The organism is Pseudomonas sp. S36 (assembly GCF_016647875.1).
Lineage (GTDB): Bacteria > Pseudomonadota > Gammaproteobacteria > Pseudomonadales > Pseudomonadaceae > Aquipseudomonas > Aquipseudomonas parafulva.
The window spans coordinates 12,360-29,408 of sequence record NZ_JACVVG010000026.1 but is presented as its reverse complement, the minus strand read 5'-3'; the positions used below and the strand labels follow the sequence as shown (position 1 = coordinate 29,408).

Sequence of the window (17,049 nt, the reverse complement as noted above, 5' to 3'; positions counted from 1 at the left end):
ACTCTGCTCACAACTTCTAATAACCACCCCGCCGACATTCGATCACAATGCCGGCGGGCGCTTTTGCGAGACATAGTATGGGGAATGGAATCAGCGACGTTCTCAGCTTTGAGGACCTCCAGCGCATCACAGGCTACCAGCGGCGATCGGATGTCGAGCGCACCCTGGTCCAGCAGGGCATTCGCATGTTCCGCGGCAAGTGCGGGCCCTGGACTACCATTGACCTTATCAACCGTGCCGGCGGCGTTGGCCCTGGCCAACCGGAGCGATACGACGCCAACATCTTATGAAGAAGGCCCGCAAGCGGAAGCACAATCCGCACATCCCAAGTCACATCGACCAAGCCGCGCTCCCCGCGGCTATTTACTTTGACCACCGTGGCTCCGGCGTCTGGTACACCTCCCACCGCGACGAACATGGCAAACAGTGCCGGCGCAACGTTGCGCCGGCGGACGCCACCATGGTCGAGCTGCATCGCATCATGGACGAGGTCAGCAACGCTGACCGGGAAACCCTGCGCTACCTGTGCGATCAGTTCCACTTAAGCCCACAATTCAAAGATGATCTGACCCCTCGTACCAAAGCCGACTATGTCTACTGCCGGGACGTTCTGGTGAGCCAGCCGACCAGGATGGGCAAGTCTCTCGGTGATCTGGCAGTCCGACGATTCTCTCCCGCCCTTGTGCAGCGCCTGGTCGACAAGATCTCAGGCGAGGGCACCCCGTCGAAAGCTGCTCATGTTCTGCGATACCTCCGCCGCGTCATGATGTGGGGGCGCAATCGCGGCTATCTGGACAGCAACCCCGCCCAAGGCATTGAGGCGCCGAAGGAACGCCGTAAGCGCCGCCTGCCGTCTGTCAAGGTGATGGAAGAAATGATCGATCGGGCCAAGGCGCTCGGCCGCCTTCATCGCAACGAGCCCAGCAGCTGCCCAGTCTATTTAAGCATCGCGATGGAACTGGCTTACCTTTGCAGGCTGCGCGGCATTGAGGTCGTGACCCTGACCGACGCCAACGAGCTCGAGGAGGGTGTTCAGACAAACCGCCGGAAGGGCAGCAGGGACAACATTGTGCGCTGGACACCCCGCCTGCGCGCCGTGTGGGATGAGGCCAAGACCTACCGGCTTAAGATCTGGACTGCTCGCAAGTTTCCTACTCCCCTGCGCCCGGAACGGCGCCCGCTCATCGTCGGTAGCCAGGGCATGGCCTTGAGCAAGTCAGGTTTGGACACCGCTTGGCAGCGGTTCATGACGAAGGCCGTAGAAGCCGGAGTGCTCCTCGAGGAGGAGCGCTATGGCCTGCACGACCTCAAGCGCCGCGGCATCACCGACACGCCAGGTACGCGAGCAGACAAGCAGGAGGCCAGCGGCCATCGTGACCAAGCCATGCTAGATATCTACGACCTTAGCCTGCCTCTGGTCGACCCGTCTGATTCCGCCAAGCCGCCAGCTCCCGCTAACTGATATTCTCGGCCTAAGTTTGATGTTTGCGCTGCACTTCGAAGTCCTAACACTCTCCCCACCAACGTCTTCGATTGCAGTGCTAAATTCCACTCCAGCTAGGCCATCCCCTCAGCATCATCAGTTTCATACGGAACTATCTCAGAGGGCTTAGTCACTTTAAAACCATATCGCTTGACATAATTCTCAAACAAATCTTCCTTAAACTTAGCAACGTTCGCCCACCCGGGCAGGCTGAAAACTTTCCCACCTGTCCCCAGATACTTGACATCCTCAGGAAGATCAGGATGTTCGTACCCATAAAATGCCGCCAAGTTCACATAAAAGTCTCTTGCATATCTAAAAGCAGCAACAATGTCTGAGGCCTTGACCCCAACAGTCAAATATTTCTCAACTTCCTTGCCAGGTTGAGCTGGCGGTTCTACCAACAAGCTATTTGCTGCCATATCTCGATAAATTTCCGGCAGGCCAAGCAGATTAGATACAGCATGCATCGACACGCAAGCGTTACACAAATAAATGTTAAACACCTTCTCTGAATATTGATGAGTAAATACTATATGCATGAAAGTCGCTGCCGAGCTGAAGGCAGCATCAATCTGGTGAAAATACCCTTCGCTACGCTTTGGAACGCCTTCTTCCGGTGCGCCTGGAGAGCAGTTGTTATATAGCAGAGGGTGCGGAACAAATTTCCCTTCCAGCGCGCCTAAATAGTTAACGGTTTCATGTCGCTCGAAGTGTTTAAAAAATTCAGTCCGGTGAAGATAGTATGCTTCAAGATTATTCTTTATGCTGGCTTGTCTAATTTGCTCAGCCGTTTGCTGGGTTGAATGAAAGCTTGCAACAACCACTCCTAAAGGAATCGCTGCGGAGAGAAGTGCAAGTGGAAATGTGCTTATGCTAAGAAACAGCGAGACGCCTTCTTGGCTTAGGTCCAGCCGATATCCTTTCCAGCAAACCGCACCAAAGGACACAAACAGCCCAACAGGCACGATTAAACTGAGCCAGAAGAGATTTTGCCTTATCAAGCTCTCATTGGATTTCAAAACAAATAATTTATTAATTCTTTCCTGAAAATCACCATTAGCGGAAAGGAGCATAAAAAATATTGGCAAAGCTATTGGCAAAATCAGATGAAGAAACAGATATATGTAGTCCAAGACATCCCTCTCGATAATAGTCAACTGCCCATTGATAGCTTATCCAAAAAGGGTGCGAAAAGTCGCCTGGAGAGCCAGAAATGCGTGCCAAGTCCAAGCCGATTGAGCACCATGCATGGGTGCCTTCTTCTGCGTGCGAGGCCAAACCTCACGCGTAACAAGCCATCACTGCCCCCCGAAAACGCAGGCTTTACAGTGATCTACACGTAACAAGAAAAGCACGTAAGTCATTGATTTAATTGTTGTGTGCAAGTGTCTTGTAATCAGTAGGTCCCGGGTTCGATTCCTGGTGCCGGCACCATTCAAGGTTCCACAGAAAGCTTTCAAAATCTCTGGAACCCCCGAAAAACCCGCCTTCTGGCGGGTTTTTTCGTTTTGGCGTTCCGTCGGATTCCGAGGGTAGCCAGCGCTAATAAGGGTAGTTTTAAGGATAGAGGTCCGTTTCGATATCGGAGACTACCCTTATGGCCCGCACCACTGCCCCGCTTACAGACACCGCCTGTCGCACGGCAAAGCCCAGAGAGCGCGAGTACAAGCTCTTCGACGGCGACGGTCTTTACCTGCTTGTGCAACCCAACGGCCGCAAAGGCTGGCGGCTCAGGTACGTGAAACCGGATGGCCGCGAAGGCCTGACCGCTCTCGGCAGTTATCCGGTGGTCGGGCTAGGCGACGCACGCCGCAAGCGCTTTGAGATCAAGCAGCAGCTCGCCAACGGCATAGACCCCATTCAGTACAAGCAACAAAACAAGACCCAGGCCGTGATCAACGGCCGCACCTTTGAAAGCGTTGCGCTCGACTGGCACGCGAGCATGGTGCCCAAGTGGGCGCCCGGCCACGCCAAGACAGTGCTCAGCCGTTTGAAGACTCACGTATTCCCTTTGATCGGTGCCAGAGCAATCGTTGAGTTGGACACCCACGACCTCATGCAGCCACTGGAAGCCGTGACGAAGCGCGGCACCATCGACGTGGCGCTCAGGATCAAGAACTACCTGCAAAGCATCATGCGTGAAGCCAAACGGCTGCGACTGATTACCGCGAACCCAGCTCACGACCTCGATGGCTCGATCAAGACACCACGGGTAACTCACAGACCCGCACTACCCTTATCGCGGCTGCCGGAGCTACTGGCATGCATTGAGGACTACTGAGGTCGTCCGCTCACGCGCCTCACGGTGATGCTGTCGCTGCATGTATTCGTACGCTCCAGTGAACTGCGCTTCGCCCGTTGGAACGAGTTCGACCTCAAGCACGGCATCTGGGAGATCCCCGACACCCGCCCTGCGCTGGACGGAGTGCCCTTTTCCACAAGGGGTACGAAGATGGCCGGGGACATCCACGTTGTACCCTTATCGCCGCAGGCAGTGGCCTTGCTTGAGCAGATCCACGCGATCACCGGCAAGTTCGAGCTGGTGTTCGCGGGGGATGCCAAACCGTGGAAGCCGATGTCCGAGAACACGGTGAACGCCGCGCTCAGGACGATGGGCTACGACACCAAGGTGGATATCTGCGGCCACGGGTTCCGCACCATGGCGTGCAGTGCGCTGGTCGAGTCTGGCCTATGGTCGGAGACGGCTATCGAACGGCAGATGAGCCACAAGGAACGCAACAACGTGCGCGCCGCTTATACCCACAAGGCCGAGTTCCTCGAAGAGCGGCGGATGATCATGACCTGATGGAGCCGGTTTCTGGAGGCGAACCGCGAGGACCATGTGACGCCGCATGAGTTTGCCAAGCAGACGGGCGAGAACGTCACGCGCCTTCGCAGTGCCAAGAGGACCGAGTAACCCGCCGCACCACCACCTCAAACTCGCTGTGAAGTTACCCACAGCACCGCATGAAGCTCCTCCACGCGGGTCCTTTCAAACGGGGCTGCAAAGCCGCCCCGTTTGAAAGGACCATACCTAAGAAAAAACTGCTGGCACAGCGTACGTCTGTGGAAAACCACAGATGTCCACCAGGGGATAGTTTTATCCACAGGCGCTAAATCCCTGAAATGGCTTTGCTTGACGAATATTGTCCACAGGCGTAGACCGGAAGTCGCAAGAGCTGTCGATGACAGCAACCCAGGTGACCCGAACCTTAAAGGTCACGCCGCTCTGGCGGTGGTTCTCCCCAAGGGCGATTCGCATCCGGCAGCTCGCCCGGTCACTACCCAGGTGATGGATGCTCTTACACATATGGCGTTCGTGTGCCAGATACACCGTACCTCGCTGCCCTGCAGCAACCTATCCGCTTGGCCGACTATTGCGCCAACCTGTGCTCGTCTCTTTCTTCTGGAAAGAGACGGGCACTTCTACCACTGCTGCAGCCCTGATCGCACAAGGCTTTGCGGCATTCCCCCTCGTGACAATCGGCGTGACAAACGCCGATGTCACCAGCAACAGCGCTGTAGATGATGGTGCCGGAGACCAAGGAATGGACTGCACCTGACTGACAGTCAGGCATGCCCCGGTCATCGCACTGCTGCGTTCACCCGGCTCAGGATCTTCAGGCGCTGGTTTAGTCAGCCAGCACTGCCTCCACCCGCCCACCGGCAACGGTGTTCAGGAGGCCAGATCATGAGATGCCCTTGCTCCCGGATGTAAGGAGCCGCCAGTCCCGCGTAGTGGACATTCCCCACAGGTCGCAGGGGCCTTGATCCCTGATAACACTCAACATTCTTGGCGGGATGACGTGGGGCGAGGATTGGAAATCGGAAGATGAGGTGACCGACATGGCATTGGTAGGTAGGCGGGATGGCCGCAATTTTGGGTATGGCAGGCAACTGAGCTACGCAGGGCCACAAGCGCTGAAAGACATGTTCGGCGGAGGCCACTACGGCACGGTCAAGGCGCACTGTGATCGATGGCAGGCATTCGTGAAGTGGTGCCGCTCCGAACATGGGCCCGGTATCAATGACGCGCGACAAATCGATCGAAAGGTGTTGGCCGCCTATGCGGCTTATCTGCGCGGTGCGGTTGAGCGCGGTGACCTTGCCATCAGCACCGCACAAAACCGCCTATCCAGTGTTAACAGGACCATGGCTGCGCTTCGCGGTGATCAGCATGTGAAACTGCCAAGTCCGAGCAAGGCGTTGGCTATGCAGCGCACCGGGGTTCGTCACTCGGTTCCGCAGGGCCAAGACCGCGAACAGATTAAGCAGATCGTCGACGCACTTTGTAGTCGTGATCAGCTGCGAGCCGCAGCGATCGTTCTATTGGCACGAACCACCGGCATGCGCTTGCGTGAGGCCATCTTGGCTGATCTGCCACGACTAAGCCGTGAGGCTAACGACCTAGGCAGGATCAATATTCAGGAAGGCACCAAAGGCGGCCGCGCCGGCGCCTCGGCGCCACGATGGATTGCGGTGGACCACCATGTTCAAGACGCACTTGGGTTTGCACAGCAGGTGTCGCCTGCGAGTAGCCGCAACCTGATTGCGCCAGACGAAAGCTATCTGAATGTTCTGCAGGAAAGCATCCGCCCAGCACGGGACGTGCTGCATGCACACAAGCTCAAAGGCTTCCATGAGCTACGAGCGGCGTATGCATGTGAACGCTATGAGCAAATCACCCAACACCCCGCACCAATCAACCGCGGCCAATGTTGTCAGATAGATAGGAACCTCGATCATGAGGCCCGGAGGCAAATCAGCTATGAGCTGGGGCATGGCCGGATCGACGTGGTCGCTGCCTACATTGGGGGCCAGCGTGTGTAAGCCATTCGATATGGAGATGTTCCTAGCTGGCGTGCTGACCGGGTCACACGCGACACGGCAACGTCATTTGCGCCAAGCGAAAACTATTCAAGTTGAAATCACAAGACGCTGGCAGCGATGTAGTCCTTGGGCTTGGCAGAGAAAGCATGTAGTTTGGTTCCTTGACCACCATTTAAGCGAGCGCAGTGATGCGACACGATACTACTACCGTTTGACTGCACAGTTACTTGCTGCCCGCCTAGAACGGCCATGGATGTTCTGATTCGCAGTGGCGAACCGACTTTGACAATGATAAGCGGTATTCATACAGTGGGCTAGCGTCACTAAAAACCAAAAAACATTTGCCATGCTTTCATTGTAGCGCTAGGGCGACGAATGAAGTAATGTATTGGGCAATGCCAGCCTGCAAGATTCTCGCGTTGGTTTTTTGACAGCACCATTTATAAAAATTGAAAAAGGAATTTTAAAATGTCAGACATAATTAAACTTGAAGAACAGATTTATGCTAAGAGACGCGAAGTCAGATATGACATGCGCGATCTCACTGTTGAGTACATATCAGATAAGTACAGAGATGGCATAGAGTATTCTAGTGCAGATGAAGATGAACGAGGTGCCGTCGACATTAAAAGAAATGTTCTTTTCATTCCGGATTATCAACGTGACTTTACTTGGGATGAAAGACGTTCCTCAAAGCTAATTGAATCAATCCTATTGGGCTTACCTATCCCATTTATATTTGTCGCTGAAAATCGTGACGGTGCGTGGGAAATCGTAGACGGCTCACAACGCATTAGAGCGATTCATTATTTCACTGAAAACAAGCTTGTACTCTCCGGTCTTGAGTCACTCAGCCAAGCTAATGGGCTCACATTCCAACAATTAGAGAAGGGGCGACAGGGGAAGTTTCTCGATACCGCCCTTAGGTTAATCATATTGTCTGAAGAAACCACAGACGATGTAAAAAAAGATATGTTTGAGCGCATAAACCGTGGAAGTGACCTTCTCAAACCAATGGAGAAACGCAAAGGCATATATACCGGTCCGTTCACATCCTTCATTTATGAGTATGTTGAGAATAGTACGCTATTCCGAGAACTACTCCTAATTGATAAATGGCTGGAAAATAGGCAAGAGCGACAAGAGTTACTTTTACGTTTCTTTGCACTATCAGAAAACGATGCTTATATACAAGGTGTACCGGGCAGTCTTTCTGACTTCCTAGACAAATATATCGAAAGAAAAAATATTGAGTTGTCTAGACTTAGTCCAGAAGACGCAAAATCAGAAATACAATCGTACACAGATAAAATTGATAGCGTCAACAAAGTTGTCAAGGAAATGTTCCCTTTTGGGTACAGGCATAAATCGAATCCACAGACTAAGCGCTCCGTATTTGAAGCCATATCTATTGGGACGCTGAAAGCTCTTCAAAGCAATAAAATCAATCATGGTTTAACATCCCGCCAAATTGAAACAATGCTACAGAATGATGAATTCAAAAAGAACACCCATGTACCAAATCAACTGCACAGAAAGCAGAAACTTACAGACCGTGTAAATTATATCCGCGACATGCTTATCGAGGCTTGACATATGTACTCGATAAAGCAAGACATGAACCTAAGGCTGTCGGAAACGACAGACCTATTGAATCTTATTTCATCCATAGAAGATGGCCACATAACAAGCCCTAGGAGAATCAATACTCCCGCCTTGAGGGCAACCGTTATACTATCACTATACAACATCGTTGAAGCGACTATCACTCAGACGCTAACCAGATTGCACGACGAAATAAACACAAGCAAAGTAAACTACAACAACCTAAACAAAAACCTAAAAGACCTTGCCTTAGTTTATTTCTACAAGCACAAGGAAAAAAGAGCAAGCATTCACGACTCGCTAGATGTACTGCATCATACAGTAGACCTTTTAAGAGGAAAGGGCTACTTCTCTGTAGACTATGAAGAGATGACTGAGAGCTATCAGCTTTATAGTGGAAACTTAGATGCAAAAATCATACGAAAGGTCATGAGCAAATACGGAATTACGATTTCCGAATCCTATGGCTCGAAACTACTAGCCGTAAAAAATGGGCGTAACGCCCTTGCGCATGGAAACAAGTCCTTTGAAGAATTTGGTAGAGATGTAATGTTGCCATCATTAAGAGCCTACTACTCCGATGTTGAAAATTTCCTTAGTGAAGTCTTGAAGGAAAGTGACATTTTCATAAAAGAAAAAAAATACCGAATTAAGAAGTCGCTTGCCAAGACCAAGAAAAGCAGATAGACCCAATAAATCTAAGCTATAGTCTGATTTAATAGTTTCAGGTCGTGATTATCGCGGCCTGAAACTATCCCCCTAACAGCAAAGACTTCCACTCTGATTTTTTACATGAAATTCGAAGTTGCGGCCAAGAACCAATTAATATACAGCAACAGCGAACATCACAAATCAGCCTTCTTTTATTGAGTTTCTATAGAAGGGATCATCGGAAATAGCCCGTAACGACCACCCCCGGAACTTCCATAAAACACCTCAACATGCGCAATATCCTGTATACCCGCAGGAGGATCAATATTCTCCAGGACTATGAATTGACCTAGATTACTAATTTTTGACAGATGATCGAAAAAATTCACCTTAACAGATGTCTTCGCCAGCTTAATTTCATCTTCGGTAAGTGCACCTTGCCGAGGATTCTTTAGGGGATCTCGATATGTTAATAACGGTGAGTCAAGGATGATAAATCCTGGATGTGGAAGATTCTGCTGTCGGCAATAAATCAGCAATGCAACCTTAAATGCCGCATGAGTTATTGCCCGAACCCCTTTACCATTATCGATGCGCAATTTTCCGTCAATTACAACCTCGTACTTATCCTTATCAAAAGAGACTACTTTCTCCCCAGGGAAGCCCCACTCATTTAAAACATAGGTAACGACCTTGCAAAATTCGTGAATTACGTCTCCTGGCACAGTTAGATCGGGTCGGTCCGATTTACTAGGGGCCTTTAACTCTTCATACTCTTTAATTTTTCTGAGATAACTTTCCCTCCGATCCAGAAGAGAAACTCCTCTTAGCACGTGATCTTTCTTGAGAAGAATCTCATCAAGTGATAATTGACGCTCATCCTTTTCTGGCACTTGAGCCTCTAAGATTTTCTCTATTTCGACAATCCGCTCCTCCAATGTAGGAATTGTCTCTTCAATCTTATATAGCTCAACACGCAAAGAACCAATTGTATCCTCTAACTCAGACTGAAGTGTCTTTACTTTTTCAATCTCAACCAACGCCGAATACTGCTCATCTCTTACCTTATCCATCTGATTTTTTATACTTTGCGCTTCAGCAGGAGCACCACAAACAGAGCAATCAGCATCCTCTAGTGAAAGCAAAAAACTCGCCTCTTCTATAGACGCAAGCCTCGCGATATCAGAATCATATATGCTATTCAACTGATAGAATCTTTGAAGGTGTAGGCGTATATCCTCTGCACGTTCTAGTGACTGGGATAAATCCTGAGAAACAACTCTTTTCTCAGAAATCAAATCTGATGATAGCGATCTATATGACTGCAACTGCAATCGGATTTTCTCTAAACTAGCGTCCAACCTTTCCTTTTGCGCATACAAGTCCGATGTATCTGTGTACTCTGACTCTAATTCCGACTCGACATCGCCAAGCAGGCTCTGAATAACTTCAATTTTTACAGCTTTGGATGCCTGGAATTTTTTCGAATCAAGGACAGGAATAATAGACTTGTCATCCAAACCGGTTAACAAGGATCTAAAAACGCTACGCTCTTTTGGCCTGGCTACGGGTCCTAGGTCACTCTCTACAGGGGACCGTTCAGCTTGGATGCTTGTCTCGTCGACGAGGACATATGGGATCAACTCCCTAAAACTAAAATTTTCTTTTTCACCAGATTGATTTTTAGCTAATTGCCTACCGGACAACTCTAGATAATCTAACAATAGCCCTGGGAGACTTTCTTTACTTTTAGATCTCTGACTAGGTTGGAGAACTCTATTCTCCTGTGGAAGCTGTGCAAACTCGTACAGGCCATCATAAAATTTGTAAGCGCCACCAGAAAGTGAGCGCTGAACTGTATGTACGCCGGAACCAATTAAATCGAACCCCATCAATACCGTATCAAACCCTTTCCGTTCGGGGAGATCAGGTAGGGTATTTTCTCCACCAAGCATGAAATCAATTGCCTTCAATGCAAATGATTTTCCTGTGTTAGACGCACCATAAACCAGGTTTAAGCCGCTACCGAACTCAAGTTTGATTGGCTCAACCTGAGGCCCTATGAACTCAAGCGTCCGAATTTTTATGCCTTTATATTCCATTATCACTCAAATCCGAAAAATCATTCTGGAATTCTACTGTCCAATTGCCTATCTTAGACGTAATCAAATCTTGCAGTTGGAGCCTAGACATGCCACCTATCATTTCGGCAAGCCACTCAGCTCTACTTTTGAGACTCATCGAATACTCTGAAGATAACAACTGAACCAACGGATAGGCAGTTTCTGTAGCTTGATAACAGAAGCCACTAGCTGAAGGCACAACCGAAACAAGCCCGAACTGTTGCATCAAGCCTAAGCCATTTTTTACTAATTCCCGACGAACGAGTATCTCGCCACTTCGCTGGGGAAGTTTTGGATGCAAGCTTGGTGGGCCTCCTACATCAGCACTGTGGACAATAAGGTGGTCAAGCCAAACCAACTCATTTATATCATAAGCGGAAGGATAGGAGGCATTCAGGATCACAACAGTCCGAACACCAGTCTCTATTGGCCCATTAAACAACGAGCGCGTGCCAGAGTCATTCAACTTATCCATTTGAACTTCCCATCATTCACAAAGTGGTGACAGATCCCTTGCTTTACTGGCACTCTCGCATATTTTGCAGTGGTTCCAGAAGTTTGAATAGCAGCAGCCTGAGTCATAACAGACTGAACTTTATCCATGCCATTTGGATGGGCCATTTCAAAGACATCCACTACACCGTGATAGATGTCTTCCTCAAAGCCGTCAATCACTTCAGCATCGGTATTGTCTCGATAATATCTTTTGAACGCATCAGCATCAAAAAAGCGTTCTCGCTGAAGCGTTAGATTTTTTTTGTACTGAGGGAATGCATCCAGTTCTTCATGATTGTTAATGATCACACTTTCTTTTTCTGCATAGACACCAACAAGCTGTCTTATGTATTCCGATTCAGAATCTAAAATAGCCGGGGGCACAATCCCTCTCGGCGACATACCCGGATCAGCACCAAAGTATTTGAACAGCACTTTCTTTGCTGCTGGATCAGACAGCATATCTTCAAGAGCTATCCGCGTTACGCTTGAATAGTTAAAGCGTTCCAGCACCCGCCTTAACTCATCAGAAAGAGGAATGTCGCCATTTTCAATAATTTTATAACGGCAGTATTTATCCCACTCATCGACAACTGCTGATTTCAGCTTGCTCGGATTAAATATCAACGTTTCTAGATTTCTGTTCAAGCCTTTTGGTGCAACAAAAAAATACTTGGACGGGGGCGTGAAATCCCCCTTCCAAGAATAGTACAAAATCTTACCAAGTTCACAAATTGCTGTATCAGTCGGCAGGCGCTTGGCATATTGCTTACATTGATAGTTTTCCCAATCACCTTCATGCTTACTTTCAGTCAAAAAACCTACCACATCTCGCCCGAGATCTTTCGCGCCTGAGAATCTGCACACCTCAACATAAGCACCCAACTTGTTAGACACCCAGTCTCTAACAAATAGCTCCAACTGAGCATCATCTAAAGTTAATACAGCACGAGCATAGTCTTCCATTTCCCACACCCAACGTCGAGTTCACTGACTCCATACAAGCCCTCAGCCGTTCTGATTGAGGATAAGCATGCTTCCGACCGCACTACAACTGAATAGCGGCACAATGATACTATTGAGATCATTATTGTGCCAGCATGCACTCAGCACGCTTAGCAGCGCGGACAATCACTTTTCATCAGAAAACGGTGAAAACTAACACTTCGCGCTGTGATTCGTTAAGGATAGCAATAGGGATAGAAAAAATACCTAAAGGCTTAAACTGCTGTTTTCACTGAATTTTTCTTCAAGTTCGACTCCTGGTGCCGCACCATACCCAGGATCAAAAAAGGCTCACCGAAAGGTAGGCCTTTTTTGTTCGTGTCCCAGACGCCTTGAACCCAAAGCGATCTGCGTCCGGTTTTATTGTAAATCTCAGATAGTCCTTCCGAGGTGAAGCAATGGCCCTTCAATTCTACGAGAGCCCCTCCACACCACCTACGATGAGGACACAGCCAGCAAGATGGCTTTGAAGATGGACCTGTCCATTTTCATCACTGGCTGCATAAAGCAGATGGGCCTCAAGCAGCACGAGGCTGCTGCCCTGCTCAACGCGACCCGGTCCCGGGTATCCGAGCTGGCAAACGGCAAGATCGAGAAATTCACGCTGTACGCCATGATGGATATGCTCGACAAGCTCGGCTTCCGCATCAGCCTTGTCTTGCCCTCGAACGATGCTGGGGCCCTACCGCAGATTGTTATCTCGCAAGTACACGGTAGCTAGACCCTGTAACCCATGTTTCTATTGCCACCAGATCCAGTATCCGCTCCCATGCCATGGTGTTCCACCAGCTATGATCGGACAGCTCACAACCAACGCGGACACCAAGCCCCCTTGAGCAACACTGCCATAAAGGCCGCTCACCAAATCACCGGCTGACACCCATGAACCTCAATCTGAGAAGCGCATCAGTTACCGACCTGCCAGCAATCTACCTGGGCGAACAAGACTATATCCGCACCTGGGAGCCCGCCCACGAAGCAGCCTGGCGAGCAGATTTCAGCCGTCATCTGACCCGTTGGGTAACTCATTTCGACAAGTTCACTGTCGCAACCATAAGCACAGATTTCGCGGGGTATTCGCTGTGGATGCCGGACGGTGACTGTGCAGAGTTGTGCACCATTAACGTGTTGGAAACCCGTAGGCGCAGCGGTGTGGGCTCTGCGCTGTTAGATGCCTACATCTCAACCGCAAGATCACTGCGCTTTGCAAGACTGCGACTGAGCGTAAGGCCCGATAACCCCGCACGATTCATGTATTCGAGAGCTGGGTTCGTGGTTACTGGAATCGGGCCGCAGGGTTATGAGGTGTTTGAGCGAGCAATCGATTGACCCATACAGGTTGTATGTTCACCGAAGTGATCTAGCGTTGCAGGGGTGTGGGGTTATTGGGGCTGCGGGGCAGCCCATCGCGACCTTCGGTCGCTCCTACGGGTGTTGGATCTGGGGGAAATATGGCCATCGATTTTCATTCTGAAGACAACCGCAACACCTACGCCAGCCGTGAAGCCGATAGCGGCTGGGCTGCGGCTATAAAGGCTATCGTCAACCCGGTAAACAAGCGGGTAGCCGACATTGGCTGCGGGGGCGGGATCTATTCGGTTGCCTGGCACCGCCTAGGCGCCGAGCGCGTCACCGGTGTGGATTTCTCGGCACAGATGCTGGAGGCAGCACGCAGTAATACAGAAGGCCTGGAGGGAGTCGCGTTCCAGGCCGGCGAAGCGACGGCCACCGGCCTGCCAGACGCCTGCGTAGATATCGTTTTCGAACGGGCACTCATTCACCACCTGCCCACCTATGACGCCTGCTTCGCCGAGGCCTTCAGGGTTCTGCGAGACAACGGCCACGTATTGATTCAAGACCGTACCCCTGAAGATGTAACACTCGCCGGCTCACCTGAGCATATTCGCGGCTACTTCTTCGAACGCTTCCCTCGTTTACTGGAAGTCGAACTGGCTCGCCGGCCGAGACACGACGAGGTAGTGCGGGCCCTGACGGGAGCGGGCTTTATCCATGTCCGTTCGATGCAACTCTGGGAAACACGCAAAACGTACACCCACCTCGAGGCCCTGCAACAAGACCTGGCGCAGCGTACCGGGCGTTCCATTCTGCACGAGTTGAACGACGCGGAACTGGCAGATCTGATCGGGTTTATCAGCACGCAAGTGGGTGATGCCTTGCCGATGGAAGAGCAAGACAGGTGGACGCTCTGGTACGCCACCAAAGCCTGAGTTTGACCCCGGTCAACGCGTCGGCCATGGGCAGGCATAGGCTGAGGTCTGCCAACCGGACCCAGGACCCTCACCATGGCCAAGAAATTTCCCAAGAACCCAAGCCACCCCGAGCGTATCTGCTGGGGGTGTGATGTGTACTGCCCGGCCAAGGCGCTCGCCTGCGGCAATGGCGCAGACCGGACCATGCACCCGGTGGAACTGTTCGGGGAGGACTGGGACAGTTGGGACGCGGTGAAGGGGGAAGAAGATGAGGCTGCCGGGCAGCCCATTCGCGGGTGAACCCGCTCCCACAGGGGCTATGGGAGCGGGCTGCCGGGGTTAGAAGTTGGTGCTAACGGTCAGTGACAGGCTGCGTGGGTCGCCATAAATGGCACCGGCGTAGAACCCGTAGCGGGTGTAGTAATGCTTGTCGAACAGGTTGTTCGCGTTCAGCGTGACGCTGGTGTCATCGGTAACCTGGTACTTGGCCATGGCATTCCAGATGGCGTAGCCCGACCAGTTAACGTCGGTAGCGCCGGTGCTTACGCCGTTGGCGGGCTGGCCGGCCGGGGTGGAGATGGCGCGGATGTTGGTTTGCGCGGTTACGCCGGCACCTACGGTCAGGCGGTCGAGTGGGCCGCTGAGGTGGTAGGTGGTGGAGGCCTTGAACAGGTGCGACGGGTCGCTGCGGCCGTCGCTGTCCACGCGGCGGAAGTGCAGGTAGGTGTAGCCGGCATACACGTTCCAGTCCGGGGTGAGCGCGCCGGCGATTTCAAGGTCGATGCCGTCGGTTTCCTGGCCAGAGCCGGCCTTGTAAGCGTCGTTGCCGGTTGGCGTGGACACGCCGCCATCAAGCACTGCCTTGTTTTCCTGCTTGTTGCGGAAGTACGCCGCCGAGGCGTTCAGGCGGCCGTCGAACCACTCACCCTTGATGCCCGTCTCGTAGCTTTGCCCACGGATCGGCTCCACCTTGGCTCCGCTGCTGGTTTCCTGGGTTTGCGGGGTGAAGACGTCGGTGTAGCTGGCGTACAGCGAGTAGTTTTCGTTCAGGTCGTACACCGCGCCCAGGTAGGGGGTGACGATGCCGCTTTCTTCCTGGCTGGTGCGGGCGCCGTTGACGCTGCGGGTGATGGCCGAATAGTCGGTGGTGCGCACCCCGACGATGACCGACAGGGGGTCGGTGATGCTCAGGCGGGTGGCGGCGTACAGCCCCTGCAGGCGGGTGGTGGTTTTGGTGTGGCGGCCGGTTTGCGAGGCGAGCATGTCGTAGTCGGCGTTCACGCCGTTACGCCAGTCGCTGATCGGCAGGCCGTTGTTGGCGCGGAACAGGCAGCCGACCACCGGGGCGCCGATTCGGCCGTTGCCGACCATGTTGCAGCGGTACTCGGGCGACCAGGCCACGGTGCGGCTGTCGTTGTAGCCCACCATGGCCTGGTGGGTGCGGCCAAACAGCTGGAACGGGCCAGAGAGGTCGATCTGCGCAGACTGCTGGGTGGTGTCGCTGGAGCTGTGCAGGCCGTTGAGCACTGCGCCGCTGCCGTCCTGGTCCCAGTAGCCGCCAAAGCGGCCGCGCCCCGCAGAGTTCACCTTGCCCAGGCCGCGGTGGTTAAGGGCGTCGGTGGTGCTCTGGGCAACTTTCAGGTCCAGCGCCCAGTCGTTGTCGAAGCGGTGTGCCAGCGAGCCGAACGCGGTGCGGGTGGTGTATTCGCCAAAGCTCCAGCTGGGTACCAGGTTGTTGCTGCGCGGCAGGTCGGTTTTGCTGCCGTCGCGGTACCAGATAGGGATGTTCGCGCCCCAGCCGCCACCCACCACCTTGTTGTACTCGTACTGGTAGCCGGCACCCAATGTGGTGGCGTCGTCCAGGTCGAACTCGAAATTGGCCAGGGCGGCGCGGGAGCGCTCGGACTGGTTGTCGCGGAACGAGTTGGCGTCCTGCTGAGTCATCACAAAGCGTGAACGCAAGCGGCCGTCTTCCGACAGCGGCAGGTTCAGGTCGGCGCCCAGGCGGCGTTTGTCCCAGCTGCCGTAGGTGGCGTAGGCGCTGCCGCCAAAGGTTTTGGTGGGCGCCTTGCGGATCAGGTTGACCGTGGCCGAGGGGTCGCCGGTGCCGCCCAGCAGGCCGTTGGCGCCGCGCACGATGTCGATGCGCTCGTACAGGTCCATGTTCAGGGCGTTGCCGCTGCCGCTGAAGTCGGAGGCGCCGGGCGTTTGCAGGCCGTCGATTTTCCAGTTGGTGATGGCGTAGCCACGGGCGCGGTATTCGGTGCGGCCACCCACTTCAAGCTTGCTGGCGGTAACGCCGGGCGTGGTTTCCAGTGCCTGCTCGATGCTGTGGATGGCGCGGTCATCCATTTGCTGGCGGGTGATGGTGGTGACCGATTGCGGGGTCTGCCGCGGGGTCAAGTCCAGGCCGGTGGAGCTGCGGGTGCTCTCGACGGTGTAACCCAGCTGGCCCGCTTCATCGCCGGGCAGCATGGCGCTGTCTTCGATGTTGGTGGCGTCCAGCACCAGTGGGGCGCTGTCGGCGGCCATGGCGCTGCCACTGATGGCCAGGGCGACCAGCAGTGCGACAGGGGTAATGCGGGTGCCGGCGCAGGTGAACGAGGTGAAGGTTTTCGGTGTGCTCAAGGGATTCATTTGGGAA

Annotated in this window: 14 protein-coding genes and 2 pseudogenes; 11 read left to right on the top strand and 5 right to left on the bottom strand. The window is 52.7% G+C overall.

Annotated elements, in window-relative coordinates; translation table 11 throughout:
• The first annotated feature begins 77 nt into the window (after positions 1–77).
• Entirely contained in the window at positions 78–290 is a 213-nt protein-coding gene (locus tag IAE36_RS23705) for a DUF4224 domain-containing protein (RefSeq protein WP_103517919.1), read from the top strand.
• The gene (locus IAE36_RS15385; RefSeq protein WP_201213279.1) at positions 287–1,462 is read left to right on the top strand and encodes a site-specific integrase; all 1,176 of its coding nucleotides are present in this window, start codon (positions 287–289) and stop codon (positions 1,460–1,462) included. The genes IAE36_RS23705 and IAE36_RS15385 overlap by 4 nt, the downstream gene beginning before the upstream one ends.
• Positions 1,463–1,557: 95 nt before the next feature.
• Here the strand turns inward: IAE36_RS15385 and IAE36_RS15380 are convergent, their stop codons facing one another.
• Positions 1,558–2,619: a hypothetical protein gene (locus tag IAE36_RS15380; protein WP_201213278.1), complete on the bottom strand. Its 1,062-nt coding sequence runs from the start codon at positions 2,617–2,619 to the stop codon at positions 1,558–1,560.
• A gap of 464 nt (positions 2,620–3,083) precedes the next feature.
• On the opposite strand from IAE36_RS15380, the pseudogene IAE36_RS15375 reads away from it, so the two are divergent.
• The 5 genes and pseudogenes from IAE36_RS15375 to IAE36_RS15360 all read left to right on the top strand — a co-directional run bounded on the left by IAE36_RS15375 (position 3,084) and on the right by IAE36_RS15360 (position 8,608).
• Positions 3,084–4,403 (top strand): annotated as a pseudogene (locus IAE36_RS15375) (tyrosine-type recombinase/integrase).
• Positions 4,404–5,332: 929 nt separating this feature from the next.
• A complete protein-coding gene (locus tag IAE36_RS15370) occupies positions 5,333–6,316 on the top strand; it encodes an integrase domain-containing protein (RefSeq protein WP_201213277.1) in 984 nt (327 codons plus the stop codon).
• Positions 6,309–6,578 carry a hypothetical protein gene (locus tag IAE36_RS23700; protein WP_328822869.1) on the top strand — a complete coding sequence of 90 codons (270 nt, stop codon included), beginning with the start codon at positions 6,309–6,311 and terminating at the stop codon, positions 6,576–6,578. Before IAE36_RS15370 ends, IAE36_RS23700 begins: the two co-directional genes overlap by 8 nt.
• Before the next feature lie 206 nt (positions 6,579–6,784).
• On the top strand, positions 6,785–7,909 hold the full coding sequence (locus IAE36_RS15365; RefSeq protein WP_201213276.1) for a DUF262 domain-containing protein: 1,125 nt from the start codon (positions 6,785–6,787) through the stop codon (positions 7,907–7,909).
• Between the two features lie 3 nt (positions 7,910–7,912).
• Entirely contained in the window at positions 7,913–8,608 is a 696-nt protein-coding gene (locus IAE36_RS15360) for an MAE_28990/MAE_18760 family HEPN-like nuclease (protein WP_201213275.1), read from the top strand.
• Positions 8,609–8,784: 176 nt separating this feature from the next.
• On the opposite strand, the gene IAE36_RS15355 is transcribed toward IAE36_RS15360, so the two are convergent.
• From IAE36_RS15355 to IAE36_RS15345, 3 genes are read right to left on the bottom strand one after another with little or no spacing between them, the layout of a single operon-like run.
• Positions 8,785–10,674, bottom strand: a complete 1,890-nt coding sequence (locus IAE36_RS15355) for an AAA family ATPase (protein ID WP_201213274.1) — start codon at positions 10,672–10,674, stop codon at positions 8,785–8,787.
• Positions 10,664–11,170 (bottom strand): ABC-three component system middle component 2, encoded by a 507-nt coding sequence (locus IAE36_RS15350; protein ID WP_201213273.1) that lies wholly within the window; start codon positions 11,168–11,170, stop codon positions 10,664–10,666. Before IAE36_RS15350 ends, IAE36_RS15355 begins: the two co-directional genes overlap by 11 nt.
• On the bottom strand, positions 11,158–12,156 hold the full coding sequence (locus tag IAE36_RS15345) for an ABC-three component system protein (protein WP_201213271.1): 999 nt from the start codon (positions 12,154–12,156) through the stop codon (positions 11,158–11,160). Before IAE36_RS15345 ends, IAE36_RS15350 begins: the two co-directional genes overlap by 13 nt.
• A 437-nt stretch (positions 12,157–12,593) precedes the next feature.
• On the opposite strand from IAE36_RS15345, the pseudogene IAE36_RS15340 reads away from it, so the two are divergent.
• The 4 genes and pseudogenes from IAE36_RS15340 to IAE36_RS15325 all read left to right on the top strand — a co-directional run bounded on the left by IAE36_RS15340 (position 12,594) and on the right by IAE36_RS15325 (position 14,705).
• Positions 12,594–12,916: pseudogene (locus tag IAE36_RS15340) on the top strand (helix-turn-helix domain-containing protein).
• Between the two features lie 161 nt (positions 12,917–13,077).
• On the top strand, positions 13,078–13,524 hold the full coding sequence (locus tag IAE36_RS15335) for a GNAT family N-acetyltransferase (RefSeq protein ID WP_201213269.1): 447 nt from the start codon (positions 13,078–13,080) through the stop codon (positions 13,522–13,524).
• A 122-nt stretch (positions 13,525–13,646) separates the two neighbouring features.
• Positions 13,647–14,423 carry a class I SAM-dependent methyltransferase gene (locus IAE36_RS15330; RefSeq protein WP_201213267.1) on the top strand — a complete coding sequence of 259 codons (777 nt, stop codon included), beginning with the start codon at positions 13,647–13,649 and terminating at the stop codon, positions 14,421–14,423.
• A 75-nt stretch (positions 14,424–14,498) separates the two neighbouring features.
• Positions 14,499–14,705, top strand: coding sequence for a DUF3079 domain-containing protein (locus tag IAE36_RS15325; RefSeq protein ID WP_201213265.1), 207 nt, complete (start codon positions 14,499–14,501; stop codon positions 14,703–14,705).
• A gap of 39 nt (positions 14,706–14,744) precedes the next feature.
• Here the strand turns inward: IAE36_RS15325 and IAE36_RS15320 are convergent, their stop codons facing one another.
• Entirely contained in the window at positions 14,745–17,042 is a 2,298-nt protein-coding gene (locus tag IAE36_RS15320; protein WP_201213263.1) for a TonB-dependent siderophore receptor, read from the bottom strand.
• Positions 17,043–17,049 lie beyond the last annotated feature (7 nt).